The 16,804-nt window shown below is 61.7% G+C and carries 19 protein-coding genes; all 19 read left to right on the top strand.

Going from position 1 to position 16,804, the window contains the following annotated elements:
- Positions 1 to 277 precede the first annotated feature (277 nt).
- The 19 genes from AFIDRAFT_RS17860 (at position 278) to rpmC (ending at position 16,802) form a co-directional block, all read left to right on the top strand.
- Positions 278 to 2,332 carry an FAD-dependent oxidoreductase gene (locus AFIDRAFT_RS17860; RefSeq protein ID WP_040298676.1) on the top strand — a complete coding sequence of 685 codons (2,055 nt, stop codon included), beginning with the start codon at positions 278 to 280 and terminating at the stop codon, positions 2,330 to 2,332.
- Positions 2,333 to 2,435: 103 nt separating this feature from the next.
- The gene (locus AFIDRAFT_RS17855) at positions 2,436 to 4,379 is read left to right on the top strand and encodes an ABC transporter ATP-binding protein (RefSeq protein WP_009341066.1); all 1,944 of its coding nucleotides are present in this window, start codon (positions 2,436 to 2,438) and stop codon (positions 4,377 to 4,379) included.
- On the top strand, positions 4,348 to 4,509 hold the full coding sequence (locus tag AFIDRAFT_RS19895; protein ID WP_156786915.1) for a hypothetical protein: 162 nt from the start codon (positions 4,348 to 4,350) through the stop codon (positions 4,507 to 4,509). Before AFIDRAFT_RS17855 ends, AFIDRAFT_RS19895 begins: the two co-directional genes overlap by 32 nt.
- Before the next feature lie 213 nt (positions 4,510 to 4,722).
- A complete protein-coding gene (locus AFIDRAFT_RS17850; protein WP_009341065.1) occupies positions 4,723 to 5,700 on the top strand; it encodes an FkbM family methyltransferase in 978 nt (325 codons plus the stop codon).
- The gene (locus AFIDRAFT_RS17845) at positions 5,697 to 6,884 is read left to right on the top strand and encodes a carboxylate--amine ligase (RefSeq protein WP_009341064.1); all 1,188 of its coding nucleotides are present in this window, start codon (positions 5,697 to 5,699) and stop codon (positions 6,882 to 6,884) included. Before AFIDRAFT_RS17850 ends, AFIDRAFT_RS17845 begins: the two co-directional genes overlap by 4 nt.
- Positions 6,885 to 7,569: 685 nt before the next feature.
- Positions 7,570 to 7,941, top strand: coding sequence for a 30S ribosomal protein S12 (rpsL, locus tag AFIDRAFT_RS17840; protein WP_002712306.1), 372 nt, complete (start codon positions 7,570 to 7,572; stop codon positions 7,939 to 7,941).
- A 15-nt stretch (positions 7,942 to 7,956) separates the two neighbouring features.
- Positions 7,957 to 8,427: a 30S ribosomal protein S7 gene (gene rpsG / locus AFIDRAFT_RS17835; RefSeq protein WP_009341063.1), complete on the top strand. Its 471-nt coding sequence runs from the start codon at positions 7,957 to 7,959 to the stop codon at positions 8,425 to 8,427.
- Between the two features lie 33 nt (positions 8,428 to 8,460).
- Positions 8,461 to 10,533, top strand: a complete 2,073-nt coding sequence (gene fusA / locus AFIDRAFT_RS17830) for an elongation factor G (protein ID WP_009341062.1) — start codon at positions 8,461 to 8,463, stop codon at positions 10,531 to 10,533.
- A 39-nt stretch (positions 10,534 to 10,572) separates the two neighbouring features.
- Entirely contained in the window at positions 10,573 to 11,763 is a 1,191-nt protein-coding gene (gene tuf, locus AFIDRAFT_RS17825) for an elongation factor Tu (RefSeq protein WP_009341061.1), read from the top strand.
- Positions 11,764 to 11,873: 110 nt separating this feature from the next.
- Complete coding sequence (gene rpsJ, locus AFIDRAFT_RS17820) at positions 11,874 to 12,182, top strand: 30S ribosomal protein S10 (protein WP_002712302.1); 309 nt, start codon at positions 11,874 to 11,876, stop codon at positions 12,180 to 12,182.
- 50 nt (positions 12,183 to 12,232) lie between these two features.
- Positions 12,233 to 12,964 carry a 50S ribosomal protein L3 gene (gene rplC, locus AFIDRAFT_RS17815; protein ID WP_009341059.1) on the top strand — a complete coding sequence of 244 codons (732 nt, stop codon included), beginning with the start codon at positions 12,233 to 12,235 and terminating at the stop codon, positions 12,962 to 12,964.
- A complete protein-coding gene (rplD, locus tag AFIDRAFT_RS17810; RefSeq protein ID WP_009341058.1) occupies positions 12,964 to 13,584 on the top strand; it encodes a 50S ribosomal protein L4 in 621 nt (206 codons plus the stop codon). The genes rplC and rplD overlap by 1 nt, the downstream gene beginning before the upstream one ends.
- Positions 13,581 to 13,880 carry a 50S ribosomal protein L23 gene (locus AFIDRAFT_RS17805; protein ID WP_009341057.1) on the top strand — a complete coding sequence of 100 codons (300 nt, stop codon included), beginning with the start codon at positions 13,581 to 13,583 and terminating at the stop codon, positions 13,878 to 13,880. Before rplD ends, AFIDRAFT_RS17805 begins: the two co-directional genes overlap by 4 nt.
- A gap of 11 nt (positions 13,881 to 13,891) precedes the next feature.
- Positions 13,892 to 14,728, top strand: coding sequence for a 50S ribosomal protein L2 (rplB, locus tag AFIDRAFT_RS17800; protein ID WP_009341056.1), 837 nt, complete (start codon positions 13,892 to 13,894; stop codon positions 14,726 to 14,728).
- A 12-nt stretch (positions 14,729 to 14,740) separates the two neighbouring features.
- Entirely contained in the window at positions 14,741 to 15,019 is a 279-nt protein-coding gene (gene rpsS / locus AFIDRAFT_RS17795) for a 30S ribosomal protein S19 (RefSeq protein WP_008136357.1), read from the top strand.
- 10 nt (positions 15,020 to 15,029) lie between these two features.
- Positions 15,030 to 15,416, top strand: a complete 387-nt coding sequence (gene rplV, locus AFIDRAFT_RS17790) for a 50S ribosomal protein L22 (RefSeq protein WP_009341055.1) — start codon at positions 15,030 to 15,032, stop codon at positions 15,414 to 15,416.
- A 16-nt stretch (positions 15,417 to 15,432) separates the two neighbouring features.
- The gene (gene rpsC / locus AFIDRAFT_RS17785) at positions 15,433 to 16,137 is read left to right on the top strand and encodes a 30S ribosomal protein S3 (RefSeq protein WP_009341054.1); all 705 of its coding nucleotides are present in this window, start codon (positions 15,433 to 15,435) and stop codon (positions 16,135 to 16,137) included.
- A gap of 34 nt (positions 16,138 to 16,171) precedes the next feature.
- Positions 16,172 to 16,585 carry a 50S ribosomal protein L16 gene (rplP, locus tag AFIDRAFT_RS17780; RefSeq protein WP_009341053.1) on the top strand — a complete coding sequence of 138 codons (414 nt, stop codon included), beginning with the start codon at positions 16,172 to 16,174 and terminating at the stop codon, positions 16,583 to 16,585.
- Positions 16,586 to 16,589: 4 nt separating this feature from the next.
- The gene (gene rpmC / locus AFIDRAFT_RS17775) at positions 16,590 to 16,802 is read left to right on the top strand and encodes a 50S ribosomal protein L29 (RefSeq protein WP_002715377.1); all 213 of its coding nucleotides are present in this window, start codon (positions 16,590 to 16,592) and stop codon (positions 16,800 to 16,802) included.
- Positions 16,803 to 16,804: the final 2 nt, after the last annotated feature.

Here is a 16,804-nt window from a genome sequence, read left to right as displayed (position 1 = left end):
TTGAAAAGGCCGCCTTCGGGCGGCCTTTTTGCTGCAGTGCGCTGACAAGCTGTGGCGGCTTGTCTCTGGCTCCCCGGCTCATGAGGATGGGACAGGCCTGTTCGTTGCCTGTGCGCAAGGATCGCACCGAAAAAGAGCCTATTCTTTTGATGGACCGGGGCGGTTTTGATTGCCGAGCCCGGTTTTGTTCATCTACCTTTCAGGGGAAAAAGGCTTTGTATATTTTGACGTTAGGCTGGCGCAACGACCGGCCGATGGCGGGGCGAACAGCAAAGAAATGATCAATCTTGCGATTATCGGGGGTGGGCCGGGCGGCTTGATGTCGGCCTGGTACCTCAAGAAGAAACTTGGCCCGTTGTGCCGGGTTTCGATCTTTGAGGCCTCGAACCGTCTCGGCGGCAAAATCCAGACAGGCAAATTCGATTCGTCGGCCGCGATCTATGAGGCGGGGGTCGCCGAAATCTACGACTACTCGATGACGGGTCCCGATCCGCTGCGCGAACTGATCCAGCATTTCGGATTGCAGACCGTGCCGATGGATGCCGAGCAGATCCAGCTCGATGGCGAACTGCTTGACGACATTCCGGGCATGCGCCGCAAATATGGTCCCGAGACTGCGAACGCGATCGCGAATTTCCGCAAGCGCTGCACCAGCCTGGTCTCGCCGATCGAATATTACGAAGGCGTCGGCGCGCACGACAATGAACATCCCTGGGCGTTCAAGAGCGCGGAAGATGTGCTCGACGAGGAGGTGGCCGATCCCATCGCCAAGCGCTTCATCAAGGTGATGGCGCGTTCCGATATCGCGACCGAGAGCCACAACACCAACGGCCTCAACGCCTTGAAGAACTACGTGATGGATATTGAGGGCTATATCGGCCTGTACTCGATCCAGAACGGCAACGAGCAGTTGATCCACAGCCTGCGCAGCGAGATCGACGCCGAGATCAATCTCAACCATCGCGTGCTCAAGGTCGGCAAGAACGATTCCGGCAAGTACGCCGTCGAGATGATGAACGGCAAGGCGCCGGTGACGAAGGAATTCGACCTGGTGGTGATGTGCCTGCCGCATTCGTGGCTGGCGACGATGCGCTGGGAAGGGGAGTTGCTACGCCATTCGATGGTGCGGCATATCGCCTATTTCGACCGGCCCGCGCACTACCTGCGGGTGTCGATCCTGTTCGATACGCCGTTCTGGGGTGACAAGGTGCCGGGCGCGTGGTGGATGTCGGAAGCCTTCGGCGGCTGCTGTGTTTACGTCGAGGGCGCGCGCCACGATGTCGGCCGCAACGGCGTGCTGAACTGGCTGATCGCGGGTTCGGATGCACTGGCTTACGCCAACCTCTCCGATGAAGAGCTGATCGACGCCGCGCTCAAATCGCTGCCGGCCTCGTTCGGCAAGGCCCGCCCGCATTTCATCGAGGGCAAGATTCACCGCTGGCTGTCGTCGGTGAACTGCATTCCCGGCGGCCTGCCGGTGCGCGACGTGATGACCAACCATCGGCCCGAGCCTTACGAGCACCCGGGCTTTGTCGTGGTCGGCGACTATCTGTTCGACTCGACCCTCAACGGCCTGCTCGATTCCTCTGACGCCGCGACCGACATCATCACCACCGAGATGATGAAGCTGCGCTACGAGCGCGGCGAAACCGGCAACGTGCCGTCCGACAAGATCGATCGCGCCTATTTCGAAAACTATCGCAATGCCGGGCCTTATTCGGAAGTCTGGCAGAAGTTCACCGATCCCGATTACCTGATGGAGATGATCCGGATCGTGTGGCGGCCCAAGAAGGGTTACCGGCTGCTGGTCGCGGGCTCGGCGAGCGGCGAACTGGTCGGCGCGCTGCGCGAGCGTGGCGTCGATGCCTGGGGCGTCGAGAACAATCGTTTCATTCATGCCAAGACGCCGAAGGCACTGCGGAAATACAACAAGCTCGGCTCCGTGACCAAGCTGCCGTTCAAGGCTGACTCGTTCGACTTCGTGTTCGAGACTAGCCTGTGCCATCTTTCGCCCAAGCAGGTCGTGAAGGGCATCCGCGAGATCAACCGCGTGGTGAAGACCGGATTCGTGTTCGGTTCGGTGACGAGCGACATGGCCCCCGCGCTGATCGATCGCTACGACCTCCTGCGCGGCGTCAAGAAGCTCGGCACCTGGTGGGAGTGGTCGGAGTTGTTCTTCGGCAATGGTTTCGACCTGTCCGCGCATCGCGACGACCGGACCGATCAGGTCTGGGAGGCCACCCTCAAGGCGGGCAAGGGGCCGGGCGACTGGTACGCGGACTCCGACAGCCTGCGTTATTCTTTCTTCGACAAGATTGCGGACGACGACTGATCGCGTATGGTCCGCGAAAGCCGGCCGTCGAGGCGGCCGGCCTTCGCCTGATCGTCCGTACCGAAACCGCGCATAAAAATCGCGCACTGGGCAAATCCTTTCGATGTCGCCACCGCCGGATAGCACCGACCCGGAGTCCGTTGCCGACAAGCGCGCCGCCGAGGAGGCCGTGCGTCCAGAGCCCATTCCGGAGCCGGTCGCGGTCGACATTGACGACGACGATGACGAGGATCTCGTCGCCTTTACCGCGAGCGAAGCCGCGGGCGCATTCGCGACGATCTATCGCTTCACATGGCCGTTGATGCGCAACTACAAGCGCTGGCTTGTGTTCGTCGGCATCGGGCTGTTCGTGGAGACGTTGTTCAACGTCATCATGCCGCTCAGCCTGAAATACCTGATCGACGATGCGCTCGGGGAGGAGGACTTCCACGCGCTCTATGTGATCCTCATTGTGCTGGCGACCGCAGGCATTCTCACCTCGATCGTGGCAGTCTGGTACGAGCTATGGGATGCGCGCCTGTCCGCAGCGGTGATCTCCGATGTCCGCACCCGGCTGTTCAATCATCTGCAGAGCCTTCCGGCGTCCTTCTTCGGTCGCACCAAGCGCGGCGAAATCCTGTCGCGCTTCTCGGTGGACATGGCGGGTTATGAAAGCTCGATCAAATCGCTTGCCAACAGCGCGCTGCTGCCGCTGTTCGAACTGATCGCCGGCATCGGCCTGATGATCTGGCTGAATTGGCAACTTGCGGTGGTGGCGCTGCTGATTTTCCCGGTGACGCTGGTCGGCCCGCGAATCCTGACGCCGAAGGCGGTGCAGGCCAATTACGATCAAAAGGTCAACGAATCCGCGATCCTCGGCGTGGTCCAGGAGAACATCGGCACCCAGCTCGTGGTGAAGGCGTTCGGCTTGCAGCGCAAGGCGTTCGGCTGGTTCACGTTCCGCAACCTCAATGCGCGGCGCTCGATTGCGGAGGCCACCTTCCTGTCCTCGATGGTGGAGCGCACCGTCACCGTCTCCGTGCTGCTGCTGCATCTCGTCGTGCTCGGCATCGGCGCGTATCTCGCCACCAAGGGCCAGATCACGGTCGGCACCTTCGTCACCTTCGAGAGCGCGTTCTGGGAGATTTCCTACAACATCGCGCATCTGATGCATTTCATCCCGCTGGCGATCTCCTCGGCCGCTTCCGTGCAGCACATGGAGGAATTGCTCGACGAACCGATGCGGGGGGCGGACCGGCCGGGCGCGCCGGAAATGCCGCCGGTGATGAACGATATCGCCTTCGAGCGCGTCAGCTTCAGCTATGAGGGCACCGATACCAAGGTGCTGGACGGTCTGACGTTGAGGCTCAAGGCCGGCAAGAACATCGCCATCGTCGGCCCAAGCGGCTCGGGCAAGAGCACGCTGCTCAACCTGATCCTGCGGCTTTACGAGCCGACCGAGGGACGCGTCGCCATCGACGGCGTCGACATCCGCAAGGTGACGCGGGATTCGCTGCGCTCGCATATGGCCGTCGTCTTTCAGGAGAACATGCTGTTCAACATGTCGATCCGCGAGAACATCCGGCTCGGCAAGCAGGATGCGACCGACGCCGAGGTGGAAGCCGCGGCGAAGACAGCGGAAATCCATAGCCATATCGCTTCGCTGCCGGAGGGGTATGACACGCTGGTGGGCGAGCGCGGCGACACCCTGTCCGGCGGCCAGCGCCAGCGCATCGCGATCGCGCGCGCCATGGTGAGAAATCCTTCGGTGCTGTTGCTGGACGAGGCGACCTCGGCGCTCGACCAGACCACCGAGGCCGCGATCAACCGCACGCTGCTCAAGGCGGCAGAGGGCCGCACCATGATCTGGTCGACCCATCGTCTGACCTCGGTGGTCGAAATGGACGAGATCATCGTGTTGCGCGACGGCCGGGTAGTGGAGCGGGGATCGCACGCGGAATTGATCGGCAAGAATGGTCTCTATCGTCAGCTCTGGGACGACCAGATGCACCAGCCGCATCACGATGCGGATGAGAGTGACGAAGACGACGAAGAAGACGACGACTAAGGTTGCTGATTTTACCCCGATGATCGAGATCAGGGGGAGCCTCGCACCTTTTGAATTGGTGAAAAACAGGACGCAGGCGGGAAGCATCAAGGCGGCCCGGTGTTTTTGCAATGCGGTGCTGAAAGATTAACCACTCACTAAAACATTCCTTCCAATTGACGGAGGCCGCAGGCATCTATCAAGGAGTAACCTTGGAAGGTGGAATCTGAGACAATTAACGATGCCGGCCGCTTGATCGCCCAGTATCTGCGTTCATCGCGTTAAAGTCCTGACCGGACTATCAAATGCCGGATCTGACTGGACCGGAAATCATCAGCGGCCTGATTTGGATATTTTTCCTGCCATGAATTCCATTGCTCCCGAGCACAGCTTCAACTCGGTCCTGACGTTCGACCGCGCCACCGGCGAGGTCGCCGGGGCAGGTGCGCGTGAGCGGCTGCTGATCGGTGCGATGCAGGCGGGAGCTGCAATCAGCTCTGCTTGGTATTTCCGCGGCTTTGCGGCGGGGTGCCAGGGGCTGCGCACGTTGTCGGCCGAGCAGCCGATCGAGGTGCGCCTGAACGAGGATGCGATATTTTCCTTCCCGTTCTGCGATGGCTATTGGAGCCTGTTGCTGTTCTCCCGCTATCGTTACGAATTCGATATCGAGATGTTTTTCAAAGGCATCGCCGATGCCGATTACACGCTGATCGATGGCGGCGCGAATTTCGGCTACTGGTCGGTGCTCACATCGAGCCGTCCGTATGGCTCACATCATTCGATCGCGATCGAGCCGTCGTCGGCCAATTTCACATGGCTGTCACGTAACGCATCCCGCAATGGCGGGCGGTTCGCGCCGGTGAAAGCGGCGATCGGGGCCACGGAAGGCGTCGCGCATCTGTCGGGCCGCAAGCACGAGGCATTGTCTATCGTCGGCGGTTCGGACGCGGGCGAGGAAGTCCCCGTGATTACGCTCGATTCCTTGATGGAGCGAATGAAGCTCGATCCGAAAGGACGCTACGTCGCCAAGCTCGATGTCGAGGGCGTCGAGATCGCGGCCATCGCGGGCGGTGAGAAACTGCTTTCCGGTGATTGCGTCATGATCTGCGAGGAGCATGGCAACGACCGCAACCACACCATTTCGCGGCATATTCTCGACCACACGCCATTCAAGCTGTTCTGCTACGATCCGGCCACGGGCCGCTTCGAACAATTGACGGATGTCTCTCCGCTCGACCGGATCAAGCGGGCCGTCAATTACGGCTACAACGTGCTGGCGACCGCGAGCCCTTATTGGGAAGAGCGAATCCGCGCGCTCGGTCCGTTTTCGAGGGAGCGATGAGCGCGGCTCTTCCTCCGGCTGGTGTTGTTCTTCTCGGCGGCGTTCACGGCGCATTGGCGGCCGCGCGTACCCTCGGCCGCAAGGGCATTCCCGTTATTTATGTGAGCGACGATCACCCGCTGCCGCGCTTCTCGCGCTACGTGCGGGAAAGTTTCTCGTGGTCCGGCGCGCAGGCGCCCGGCGCCGCGCAATGGCTGCTCGATCTTGCAGCAAAGCGCGGCCTGAAGGACTGGCTGCTTATTCCCTGCGCGGACGGCGATGTGAAGCTGATCGCCGAGAACCGGGATGCGCTGCAAAAGGCGTTTCGCGTGGTGTCGCTGAAATGGGACGACCTGAAGCAGCTTGGCGACAAGAAGCTCCTGGCCGGGCTTGCCACGCAGGTCGGAATTCCGTTTCCCCGCAGCTACCGGGTCGACAGCGCGGCGGATCTCGCAGCGCTTGAGCCCGCGTTTCCGGTCCTGCTCAAGCCCGCACAACGCGAGGCGCGCAACAGTTTCACGCAGGACAAGGTCTGGCGCGCGGATACGCGCGAGGAACTGGACGCGCTTTATCGTGATGCGGCCGCACATTCCGGCGCGTCGGGCGTGGTGGTGCAGGATTACATTCCGGGCGAGGGCCACGAACAGTATTCCTATGCGGGCGTCTGGTCGGCCGGCGAGCCTGTCGCGGAAATGACGGTTCGCCGGACACGGCAGTATCCGTCGGACTTCGGGATCAGTTGTTTTATCGAGATCGTGGACGAGCCGCGGATTCGCGACGTCGCGGAGAAGCTGTTGCGCGCGGCCCGTTATGAAGGGCTGGTCGAGATCGACTTCAAGTTCGATGCCCGCGACGGCCAGTTCAAGCCGCTCGACGTCAACACGCGGGTCTGGGCCTGGATCGGGCTCGGGGAGGCGGCGGGCACCGATTTCGTCACCATGCTTTATCGCATGGCCCACGGAGAACAGCCTCCGGCTTCGACAGACGCCAAAGACTATCGCTGGATGCACGTCCTCCGTGACGCCCCGGCGGTCCTGTCGCTGATCCGCCAAGGGCAATGGCGCGGCGGCTTGCCGGCCTATCTGGCGAGTTTCCGTCAGCCGGTCGCATGGGCGACCATGGCCTGGGACGACCCCGTTCCGTTCCTGGTCGAAATCCCGATCACGGCGCTCCGTATCATGCGCCGTCGGATGTCGCGGAACTGAGCGCCGGGACTAGCCGTCAGCTTTATAGGCCGGGCTGGGGCAGGGATCATAATTTATTCCTGTATTATTATACCTAATCATTTCAAATCAATAGGTTAAGTAAAGCGCCCAGCGCGCAAAGCGCGTGCTGCGGTGGTTCTTTGGCCTAGGGGAATCGCGGTGGGTGCGATTCTCGCGCAGCCAGACTCCGTCATTCGCGCGCATCTTGTCCGGATGACAGAAGTGCCGGAATGGCGCGGGCTTTTTACATTACCTTTCGCCTTGACTTGGCCATGCATGGCTTATACAAACCGGCCACTTCACGACAGGCGGTGAGCTTCCCTGTGTCGGAACGGACCACCTTTCATCCTGCGGGCTTCGGCTCCGGCATGAAACGGCACCAACCTCGACCCATGACGCTCAAACGCTGTCGGTACTAACCAGGCAATGCCAAGACGAAAATCAGTCTCTCGGGCGATTGGCTTCTGAGATTGGCTTTGGATGCATGACCTAGGTGGACTTCGGACGAGAGTCTGAAGCGAGCTGTGGTCCTCTGTGGCGTTTCAGCGCTTTCCGGTCAGTGATGATCGGTTGGCGCGATTTCGTTTTGCGCGAATGGTTGGCGCCGGGGTGGAGAGAGTGGGGCGGTTGCCCCGAACGAATTTGCGGGGCCGCAAGCTCCGCGCGAACAAGGGTGAAGGCGAATATGCCGACGATCAACCAGCTGATCGCAAATCCGCGCGAAGCGCAGAAGTCGCGTAAGAAGGTGCCAGCGCTGCAGCAGTCGCCGCAGAAGCGTGGTGTTTGCACGCGCGTCTACACGACCACGCCGAAGAAGCCGAACTCGGCGCTTCGTAAGGTTGCCAAGGTGCGCCTGACCAACGGCTTCGAGGTCATCGGCTACATCCCGGGTGAAGGCCACAACCTTCAGGAGCACTCGGTGGTCATGATCCGCGGCGGCCGCGTCAAGGATTTGCCCGGCGTTCGCTACCACATCCTCCGCGGCGTCCTCGATACGCAGGGCGTCAAGAACCGCAAGCAGCGCCGTTCGAAGTACGGCGCGAAGCGACCGAAGTAAGCAGGAGCGGAAACCATGTCTCGTCGCCACTCCGCCGAAAAGCGCGAAGTCAATCCGGATCCGAAGTTCGGGAACGTCATCGTCTCGAAGTTCATGAATTCGATCATGTACGACGGCAAGAAGTCTGCCGCCGAAAGCATCGTCTATGGTGCGTTCGACATCATCGAGCAGAAGACCAAGCAGGCTCCGCTGACCGTGTTCGAGCAGGCGCTCGACAACGTGATGCCGACCATCGAAGTGCGCTCGCGCCGCGTCGGTGGTGCGACCTATCAGGTGCCGGTCGAAGTCCGCTCCACCCGCCGTCAGGCTCTCGGCCTGCGCTGGATCATTTCGGCCGCGCGCGGCCGCAACGAGAAGACCATGACCGAGCGTCTCTCGGCGGAATTGCTCGATGCAGCCAACAACCGCGGCAACGCCGTGAAGAAGCGTGAAGACGTGCACAAGATGGCGGAAGCCAACCGCGCCTTCTCGCACTATCGCTGGTAACGGCGACCCGAACGGAAATTTAAGGACAGGCCCATGCCCCGCCAACATGCCATCGAGGACTACCGTAATTTCGGTATCATGGCGCATATCGACGCTGGCAAGACCACGACGACCGAGCGCATCCTCTATTACACCGGCAAGAGCCACAAGATCGGCGAAGTGCACGAAGGTGCCGCGACGATGGACTGGATGGCGCAGGAGCAGGAGCGTGGCATCACGATCACCTCGGCCGCGACCACCGCGTTCTGGGATGGCAAGCGCCTGAACATCATCGACACCCCCGGCCACGTCGACTTCACCATTGAAGTCGAGCGTTCGCTGCGCGTGCTCGACGGCGCCGTTTGCGTTCTCGACTCCAACCAGGGCGTCGAGCCGCAGACCGAGACCGTCTGGCGTCAGGGTGACAAGTACAAGGTTCCGCGCATCGTTTTCTGCAACAAGATGGATAAGACCGGCGCCGACTTCTACAAGTGCCTGTCCGACATCGTTGACCGTCTCGGCGCCAAGCCGATCGCGATCCAGTTGCCGATCGGCTCCGAGAACAACTTCAAGGGCATGATCGACCTCGTTCGCATGCAGGCGCTGGTCTACAATCAGGACTCGCTCGGCTCGATGTACGACGTCGAGGCGATCCCGGCCGACCTCGCCGACAAGGCGAAGGAATATCGCGAGAAGCTGGTTGAAGCCGCCGTCGAGCTCGACGACGACGCCATGGCTGCCTATCTCGACGGCAATGAGCCGGACGAGGCGACGCTGAAGAAGCTGATCCGCAAGGCGGTGATCACCGGCGCGTTCTATCCGGTGCTCTGCGGCACCGCGTTCAAGAACAAGGGCGTGCAGCCGCTGCTCGACGCCGTGGTCGCCTATCTGCCGTCGCCGCTCGACGTGCCCGCGATCAAGGGCGTGGACGAGAGCGGCAACGAGGTTCTGCGCCATGCGGACGACAAGGAGCCGATGTCGCTCCTCGCGTTCAAGATCATGGACGACCCGTTCGTCGGCACCATCACCTTCTGCCGTATCTATTCGGGCATTCTGACCAGCGGCACCGGCGTCGTGAACTCGACCCGCGAGAAGAAAGAGCGTATCGGCCGCATGTTGCTGATGCATGCGAACAACCGCGAAGACATCAAGGAAGCCTATGCGGGCGACATCGTCGCGCTGGCTGGCCTTAAGGAAGCGCGCACCGGCGACACGCTGTGCGACCCGGACCATCAGGTCATCCTTGAAAAGATGGAATTCCCCGAGCCGGTGATCGAGATCGCGATCGAGCCGAAGTCGAAGGCCGATCAGGAAAAGCTCGGCGTCGCTCTGGCGAAGCTCGCTGCTGAGGACCCGTCCTTCCGCGTGTCGACCGATCAGGAATCCGGCCAGACCATTCTCAAGGGCATGGGCGAACTCCACCTCGACATCAAGGTCGATATTCTCAAGCGCACCTACAAGGTCGACGCCAACATCGGCGCGCCGCAGGTGGCGTTCCGCGAGAAGATCACCAAGAAGGCCGAGGTCAAGTACACCCACAAGAAGCAGACCGGCGGTACGGGTCAGTTCGCCGAAGTGTCGCTCGTCGTCGAGCCGAACGAGCCGGGCGCCGGCTATGAGTTCGAATCGAAGATCGTCGGCGGCGCGGTGCCGAAGGAATACATCCCCGGCGTCGAAAAGGGTCTCAACAGCGTGATGAATTCGGGCGTGGTCGCCGGCTTCCCCGTGGTGGACGTCAAGGTTCAGCTCGTGGACGGCAAGTACCACGACGTCGACTCCTCGGCGCTGGCGTTCGAAATCGCCTCGCGCGCGGCTTTCCGTGAGGCTCTGCAGAAGGGCAAGTCCGTCCTGCTCGAGCCGATCATGAAGGTCGAGGTGGTGACGCCGGAAGATTACACGGGTTCTGTGATCGGCGACCTCAACTCCCGCCGTGGCCAGATCCAGGGTCAGGACATGCGCGGCAACGCCAACGTCATCAACGCGATGGTGCCGCTCATGAACATGTTCGGTTACGTGAACAACCTGCGCTCGATGAGTCAGGGTCGCGCGACCTTCACGATGCAATTCGATCACTACGCTGAAGCGCCGGCCAACGTGTCGGCTGAAGTCCAGAAGAAGTTTGCCTGATTGTCTTTGGTGAAAGCCAAAGTCTGAACGGAGAGTGTCATGGCTAAAGAGAAATTTGAACGTAAGAAACCCCACTGCAACATCGGCACCATCGGTCACGTCGACCATGGCAAGACGTCGCTGACTGCGGCGATTACGAAGGTTCTGGCCGAAGCTGGTGGCGCTACGTTCACGGCTTACGATCAGATCGACAAGGCGCCGGAAGAAAAGGCCCGCGGCATCACGATCTCGACCGCTCACGTCGAGTACGAGACGCCGAACCGCCACTACGCGCACGTCGACTGCCCCGGCCACGCCGACTACGTGAAGAACATGATCACCGGCGCTGCCCAGATGGACGGCGCGATCCTCGTCGTGTCGGCCGCTGACGGCCCGATGCCGCAGACCCGCGAGCACATCCTGCTTGCCCGTCAGGTCGGCGTTCCGGCGCTCGTCGTGTTCCTCAACAAGTGCGACATGGTTGACGATCCGGAGCTTCTCGAGCTCGTCGAACTCGAAGTTCGCGAACTGCTCTCGAAGTACAACTTCCCGGGCGACAAGATTCCGATCGTCAAGGGTTCGGCTCTGGCCGCGCTGGAAGACAGCGATGCCAAGCTCGGCAAGGAAGCCATCCTTGAACTGATGAAGAACGTCGACGAGTACATTCCGCAGCCGGAGCGTCCGATCGATCAGCCGTTCCTGATGCCGGTCGAAGACGTGTTCTCGATCTCGGGCCGCGGCACGGTTGTCACCGGCCGCGTCGAGCGTGGCGTCGTCAAGGTCGGCGAGGAAATCGAGATCGTCGGTCTGAAGCCGACCCAGAAGACCACCGTCACCGGCGTTGAAATGTTCCGCAAGCTGCTCGATCAGGGCCAGGCTGGCGACAACATCGGCGCGCTGCTGCGCGGCACCAAGCGCGAGGAAGTCGAGCGCGGTCAGGTGCTCTGCAAGCCGGGTTCGGTCAAGCCGCACACCAAGTTCAAGGCCGAGGCCTACATCCTCACCAAGGAAGAGGGCGGCCGTCACACCCCGTTCTTCACCAACTACCGTCCGCAGTTCTACTTCCGCACGACCGACGTGACGGGCGTGGTTCACCTGCCGGAAGGCACCGAGATGGTGATGCCGGGCGACAACATCGCGATGGAAGTGCACCTGATCGTGCCGATCGCGATGGAAGAGAAGCTTCGCTTCGCGATCCGCGAAGGCGGCCGCACCGTTGGTGCAGGCGTCGTCGCGAGCATCATCGAGTAAGAAACGATCCGTCGTCATGCCCGGCCGGAAGGCCGGGCATTCACGACCCCTTTGAATACCGACGTGGATGACCGGACTGACCGGTCGTGACGGGCAAGAAAGAAACGGCAATGAACGGCCAGAATATTCGCATTCGTCTCAAGGCGTTCGACCATCGGATTCTCGATACGTCGACCCGCGAGATCGTGAACACGGCAAAACGCACCGGTGCTCAGGTTCGCGGACCGATTCCGCTGCCGACCCGCATCGAGAAGTTCACCGTGAACCGTTCGCCTCACGTCGATAAGAAAAGCCGCGAGCAGTTCGAGATGCGCACTCACAAGCGTCTTCTCGATATCGTCGATCCGACGCCGCAGACGGTCGATGCTTTGATGAAGCTCGACCTCGCCGCTGGCGTCGATGTCGAGATCAAGCTCTGAAACTTGTACGTTAGTCCGCCTGTCGGACAGAAAGAATAGGAAGCACGCCGATGCGCTCCGGAGTGATCGCACAAAAGGTCGGGATGACGCGGGTCTTTACTGAGGCCGGCGAACATATTCCTGTGACCGTGCTGAAGCTGGGCAACTGTCAGGTTGTCGGCCACCGCACCAAGGACAAGAACGGCTATACCGCGCTGCAGCTCGGTTCGGGCGCTCGCAAGTCCGTTTACATGCCGAAGGCCGAACGCGGACAGTTCGCGGTCGCCAAGGTCGAGCCCAAGCGCAAGGTCGTGGAATTCCGCGTCAGTGACGATGCGGTGATCCCGGTTGGTGCTGAAATCACTGCCGATCACTTCGTTGCCGGCCAGTTCGTCGATGTCACCGGCACTTCGGTCGGTAAGGGCTTCGCGGGCGGTATGAAGCGCTGGAATTTCGGCGGTCTGCGCGCCACCCACGGCGTCTCGGTTTCGCACCGTTCGATCGGTTCGACCGGTGGCCGTCAGGACCCGGGCAAGACCTTCAAGAACAAGAAGATGCCCGGTCATATGGGTGTCGATCGCATCACCACGCTGAACCTGCGCGTGGTCCAGACCGATGTCGAGCGCGGCCTGCTGCTCGTCGAGGGTGCCGTTCCTGGTTCGAAGGGCGGCTGGATCACCGTGCGCGATGCCGTGAAGAAGCCGCTTCCGAAGGAAGCTGCGAAGCCGGGCAAGTTCAAGCTCGCCGAAGGCGGCGAGAAGGCTGCTCCTGCTGCAGAAGCGACTGCCGGGGAGGGCGCGTGATGGAACTGAACGTCACAACTCTTGAGGGCAAGGCTGCCGGTTCGGTGAACCTGTCGGACGAGATCTTCGGTCTCGAGCCGCGCAAGGACATCATCCAGCGCGTCGTCAACTGGCAGCTCGCCAAGCGTCAGGCCGGTACGCACAAGGCCAAGGGCCGTGCGGAAGTCTGGCGCACCGGCAAGAAGATGTACAAGCAGAAGGGCACCGGCGGTGCTCGTCACGGCTCGGCCCGCGTGCCGCAGTTCCGTGGCGGTGGCCGCGCATTCGGTCCCGTCGTGCGCAGCCATGCGCATGATCTGCCGAAGAAGGTTCGTGCACTCGGCCTGCGTCACGCTTTGTCGGCGAAGGCGAAGGACGGCGGTCTCGTCGTGATCGACAACGCCGAACTGAAGGACGCCAAGACCAAGGCGCTGATCGCTCACTTCTCGGGCCTCGGCCTGACCAGCGCGCTGATTGTCGACGGCGCCGAAGTGAACAACGGCTTTGCACAGGCTGCCCGCAACATTCCGCACATCGACGTGCTGCCGATCCAGGGCATCAACGTCTATGACATCCTGCGCCGTCAGAAGCTGGTGCTGACGAAGGCCGCGGTGGACGCGTTGGAGGCGCGCTTCAAATGAGCACTCAGGACTCGCGCCATTACGACATCATCGTCGCTCCGGTGATCACCGAGAAGGCGACGGCGGCGTCCGAGCACAACAAGGTTGTGTTCAAGGTTGCCGCGAAGGCGACCAAGCCGCAGATCAAGGAAGCGGTTGAGAAGCTGTTCGACGTCAAGGTGAAGGGCGTCAATACGCTGGTCCGCAAGGGCAAGACCAAGGTCTTCCGCGGCCAGTTCGGCTCTCAGTCTGATACCAAGCGCGCTGTCGTGACCCTCGAAGAGGGCCACCGCATCGACGTGACCACCGGACTGTAAGGTTTACGACGATGGCATTGAAAACATTCAACCCCACGACGCCCGGCCAGCGCCAATTGGTGATGGTCGACCGTTCGGCCCTCTATAAGGGCAAGCCGGTCAAGGTGCTCACCGAGGGCAAGCATTCGAACGGTGGCCGTGGCAACACCGGCCGCATCACCGTGCGTTTCCGTGGCGGCGGTCACAAGAAGACCTATCGTCTGGTCGACTTCAAGCGCACCAAGGTCGATGTCGCCGCGACCGTGGAACGGCTCGAATACGATCCGAACCGCACCGCGTTCATCGCGCTGATCAAGTACGCCGACGGCGAGCAGTCCTACATCCTGGCGCCGCAGCGTCTGGCCGTGGGCGACACCGTGATCGCCGGCAACTACGTCGACGTGAAGCCGGGCAACGTCATGCCGATGGGCAACATGCCGGTCGGAACGATTGTCCATAACGTCGAGATGAAGATCGGCAAGGGCGGCCAGATGGCGCGCTCGGCGGGCACCTACGCCCAGATCGTCGGTCGCGACCACGACTACGTCATCCTGCGCCTGAACTCGGGCGAGCAGCGCATGGTCCATGGCCGCTGCACCGCGACCATCGGTGCGGTGTCGAACCCGGACCACATGAATACCTCGATCGGCAAGGCCGGCCGCAAGCGTTGGATGGGCCGTCGCCCGCACAACCGCGGCGTCGTCATGAACCCGATCGACCATCCGCACGGCGGCGGCGAAGGCCGCACCTCGGGCGGCCGTCACCCGGTCACCCCGTGGGGCAAGCCGACCAAGGGCAAGAAGACCCGCACGAACAAGTCGACCAACAAGTTCATTCTCATCAGCCGCCACAAGCGGAAGAAGAAGTAAGGATCGCCGGACATGGTACGTTCAGTCTGGAAAGGCCCGTTCGTTGAAGGCTCTCTGCTCAAGAAGGCAGATGCAGCGCGCGCGAGCGGCCGTCACGACGTCATCAAGATCTGGAGCCGTCGCTCGACGATCCTGCCGCAGTTCGTGGGTCTGACCTTCGGCGTCTACAACGGCCAGAAGCACGTTCCGGTCGCCGTGAACGAGGAAATGGTCGGCCACAAGTTCGGCGAGTTCTCGCCGACCCGCACTTTCCATGGCCATTCGGGCGATAAGAAAGCCAAGAAGGCTTGAGGACTAAGTCATGAGCAAACCAAAGCGCGAACGCGCCCTTTCGGAGAATGAAGCAAAGGCGGTTGCCCGCATGCTTCGCGTGAGCCCGCAGAAGCTCAACCTTGTCGCGCAGTTGATCCGCGGCAAGAAGGCTGCTTCCGCGCTCGCCGACCTGCAGTTCTCGCGCAAGCGGATCGCCGGTGACGTCAAGAAGTGCCTGGAATCGGCAATCGCCAACGCCGAGAACAATCACGATCTCGATGTCGACGCGCTGGTCGTGGCTGAGGCGCATGTCGGCAACGGCATCGTCATGAAGCGTTTCGCACCGCGCGGCCGTGGCCGTTCGGGCCGTGTCTATAAACCGTTCTCGCAGTTGACGATCGTTGTTCGTCAGGTCGAAGCCGAGGCGAGCGCCTAAGGCGCAGGAGAAAACGATGGGTCAGAAGATCAATCCAATCGGGCTGCGTCTCGGCATCAACCGGACCTGGGATTCCCGTTGGTTCGCCGGCAAGGGCGAATACGCCAAGCTCCTCCACGAGGACGTGCGCATTCGCGAAGTGCTGATGAAGGAACTGAAGCAGGCGGCCGTGGCGCGCATCGTGATCGAGCGCCCGCACAAGAAGTGCCGCGTTTCGGTTTACTCGGCGCGCCCCGGCGTGGTGATCGGCAAGAAGGGCGCCGACATCGACAAGCTGAAGAAGAAGGTCGCGGAAATCACCCAGTCCGACGTCGTCATCAACATCGTCGAAATCCGCAAGCCGGAACTCGACGCGACGCTGGTGGCCGAATCGATTGCCCAGCAGCTCGAGCGTCGCGTGGCGTTCCGCCGTGCGATGAAGCGTGCGGTTCAGTCGGCGATGCGTCTTGGCGCCCAGGGCATTCGTATCAATTGCTCGGGCCGTCTCGGCGGCGCGGAAATCGCGCGCATGGAATGGTATCGTGAAGGCCGCGTGCCGCTGCACACGCTGCGCGCGGACATTGATTACGGCGTGGCGACCGCATTCACCACGTTCGGCACCTGCGGCGTGAAGGTCTGGCTCTTCAAGGGCGAGATCCTCGAGCACGATCCGATGGCACAGGACAAGCGCCTGAACGACACCAGCGGCGGTGACAGCCGTTCGCGTCGCGACGCTGCTTGATCGCATAAAGAAGAAGGTTTGAGGGCGTAAAGCCATGATGCAACCCAAGAAGACGAAGTTCCGCAAGGCGCATAAGGGCCGTATCCACGGCGTCGCCTCGTCGGGCGCGACGTTGTCCTTCGGCCAGTTCGGCCTGAAGGCGATGGCGCCGGAGCGCATCACTGCGCGCCAGATCGAAGCCGCGCGCCGCGCGCTGACCCGTCACATGAAGCGTGTCGGTCGCGTGTGGATCCGCGTGTTTCCCGATCTTCCGGTGTCGAAGAAGCCTGCCGAAGTCCGCATGGGCTCGGGCAAGGGTTCGCCGGAATTGTGGGTGGCGCGGGTGAAGCCGGGCCGTATCCTGTTCGAGATCGATGGTGTCAACGACCAGATCGCGCGTGAGGCGCTGTCGCTCGCTGCCGCCAAGCTTCCGATCAAGACGCGCTTCGTTGCGCGCATCGCGGAGTAACGAGATGGCACACAAAGCTGAAGACGTCCGTGCGATGAGCGCCGACCAGATGGAGGATGCGATCCTCAATCTGAAGAAGGAGCGGTTCAACCTGCGCTTCCAGCGGGCGACCGGCCAGCTCGAGAACACCTCGCGCCTGCGCGAAGCCCGCCGCGAGATCGCACGCATCAAGACCATCGCTGCGCAGAAACGCGCCGCGGACAGCAAGAAGAAGTAAGG

It is taken from the genome of Afipia sp. 1NLS2 (assembly GCF_000178995.1).
Taxonomy (GTDB): Bacteria; Pseudomonadota; Alphaproteobacteria; order Rhizobiales; family Xanthobacteraceae; genus Afipia.
The sequence above is the reverse complement of the archived record's forward strand: the minus strand, read 5'-3'. Positions and strand labels throughout refer to the sequence as shown.

Excerpts from the sequence above, each read along its gene's own strand:
- rplC (WP_009341059.1), top strand. The coding sequence starts at position 12,233 with ATGCGCTCCGGAGTGATCGCACAAAAGGTCGGGATGACGCGGGTCTTT.
- AFIDRAFT_RS17850 (WP_009341065.1), top strand. The coding sequence starts at position 4,723 with ATGAATTCCATTGCTCCCGAGCACAGCTTCAACTCGGTCCTGACGTTC.
- rpsS (WP_008136357.1), top strand. The coding sequence starts at position 14,741 with ATGGTACGTTCAGTCTGGAAAGGCCCGTTCGTTGAAGGCTCTCTGCTC.
- tuf (WP_009341061.1), top strand. The coding sequence starts at position 10,573 with ATGGCTAAAGAGAAATTTGAACGTAAGAAACCCCACTGCAACATCGGC.
- rpsG (WP_009341063.1), top strand. The coding sequence starts at position 7,957 with ATGTCTCGTCGCCACTCCGCCGAAAAGCGCGAAGTCAATCCGGATCCG.
- AFIDRAFT_RS17805 (WP_009341057.1), top strand. The coding sequence starts at position 13,581 with ATGAGCACTCAGGACTCGCGCCATTACGACATCATCGTCGCTCCGGTG.
- rplD (WP_009341058.1), top strand. The coding sequence starts at position 12,964 with ATGGAACTGAACGTCACAACTCTTGAGGGCAAGGCTGCCGGTTCGGTG.
- fusA (WP_009341062.1), top strand. The coding sequence starts at position 8,461 with ATGCCCCGCCAACATGCCATCGAGGACTACCGTAATTTCGGTATCATG.
- rpsC (WP_009341054.1), top strand. The coding sequence starts at position 15,433 with ATGGGTCAGAAGATCAATCCAATCGGGCTGCGTCTCGGCATCAACCGG.
- rpmC (WP_002715377.1), top strand. The coding sequence starts at position 16,590 with ATGGCACACAAAGCTGAAGACGTCCGTGCGATGAGCGCCGACCAGATG.
- rplV (WP_009341055.1), top strand. The coding sequence starts at position 15,030 with ATGAGCAAACCAAAGCGCGAACGCGCCCTTTCGGAGAATGAAGCAAAG.
- AFIDRAFT_RS17855 (WP_009341066.1), top strand. The coding sequence starts at position 2,436 with ATGTCGCCACCGCCGGATAGCACCGACCCGGAGTCCGTTGCCGACAAG.
- rplB (WP_009341056.1), top strand. The coding sequence starts at position 13,892 with ATGGCATTGAAAACATTCAACCCCACGACGCCCGGCCAGCGCCAATTG.
- AFIDRAFT_RS17845 (WP_009341064.1), top strand. The coding sequence starts at position 5,697 with ATGAGCGCGGCTCTTCCTCCGGCTGGTGTTGTTCTTCTCGGCGGCGTT.
- rpsL (WP_002712306.1), top strand. The coding sequence starts at position 7,570 with ATGCCGACGATCAACCAGCTGATCGCAAATCCGCGCGAAGCGCAGAAG.
- AFIDRAFT_RS17860 (WP_040298676.1), top strand. The coding sequence starts at position 278 with ATGATCAATCTTGCGATTATCGGGGGTGGGCCGGGCGGCTTGATGTCG.
- rpsJ (WP_002712302.1), top strand. The coding sequence starts at position 11,874 with ATGAACGGCCAGAATATTCGCATTCGTCTCAAGGCGTTCGACCATCGG.
- rplP (WP_009341053.1), top strand. The coding sequence starts at position 16,172 with ATGATGCAACCCAAGAAGACGAAGTTCCGCAAGGCGCATAAGGGCCGT.